Origin of the sequence: Cellulosilyticum ruminicola JCM 14822 (assembly GCF_001311925.1) — a bacterium.
Lineage (GTDB): Bacteria > Bacillota > Clostridia > Lachnospirales > Cellulosilyticaceae > Cellulosilyticum > Cellulosilyticum ruminicola.
Genome location: NZ_BBCG01000168.1, coordinates 1 through 1014 on the forward strand (window position 1 = coordinate 1; position 1014 = coordinate 1014).

Annotated in this window: 1 protein-coding gene; it reads left to right on the forward strand. The window is 30.0% G+C overall.

The annotated features are described in order from the left end of the window. Positions 1–240 precede the first annotated feature (240 nt). Entirely contained in the window at positions 241–717 is a 477-nt protein-coding gene (locus JCM14822_RS18705; RefSeq protein ID WP_054744166.1) for a hypothetical protein, read from the forward strand. Positions 718–1014: the final 297 nt, after the last annotated feature.

Consider the following 1014-nt stretch of genomic DNA (forward strand, 5'->3'; position numbering starts at 1 on the left):
TACCAACAATGAAAAAAGCAAAAGTATTTATGGACATTTGTTGTATTGCTCTGCTTGCGTCAAGATTAAATGATGCTCAAAAAAATCAAACTGTATCAGCATAACTCTAAGTAATTAAAAAAATATTGTAACAAAGCTTGTGGATAAAAAACATCAAATTTTACTGGCTGAACTGAATAACGCCATTTTTGAACTTTTTTATAAAAATCAATTTTATCCACAGAAGGCAACTTTTGAATTGTGAAATATCCTCAATTAGAATGGCTGTTAGGACATTCCATCATTTTTAAAGAGATATGTTCAAAATATGATACTCAGGAAGCGTTTAAACTATTAAAGTGTCTTCTAGAAGAACAAGTAGAAGTAAATGAAGAAGGTAAAACTGTTCCTAAAGATGGAAAGAACCTTCACTCTGAACTACTTCAAAATCTAAGTGATCCAGATGCAACTTATAGAGAGAAATATAGTGGAAATGTAGGATATGTTGCAAATCTAGTAGAAAGTTTTAATGAGGATAGTGGTGTTATCACACATTATGATTTTAAACCTAACACCTATTCTGATATTAGATTTTGTGAAGATGTGATAGATGCTCTTGGTGAAGTACCAGAAGTTAATATATTAATAGATGGTGCATATTATTCTTATAAAATGAATCAAAAAGCCAAAAAACAAGGAATTATGTTAAAACCAGGTCAATTAGTAGGAAAACACTAACACAGGAGAAATTACCATATAGTTCTTTTGAAGTAGATGAAAAAACGCAAAAAATAGTCTTATGCCCTAATAAGGAAATACCACAAATGAGCTATTTTAGTAAAAATAGCCATACAGCGAAATTTAAGAATGAACAATGTGAAAATTCTCCACTACGTAATCAATGCCCTAGCAAAAAAGAAAAAAGGGCTATAGTATTAAGTTTAGCAATAAAAGTTATAGTAACAGTAAGATTCGTGAATTAATGCAAACAAAAGAATATATCAAGCTTACTAACAAAAGGGCTGGTGTAGAAAG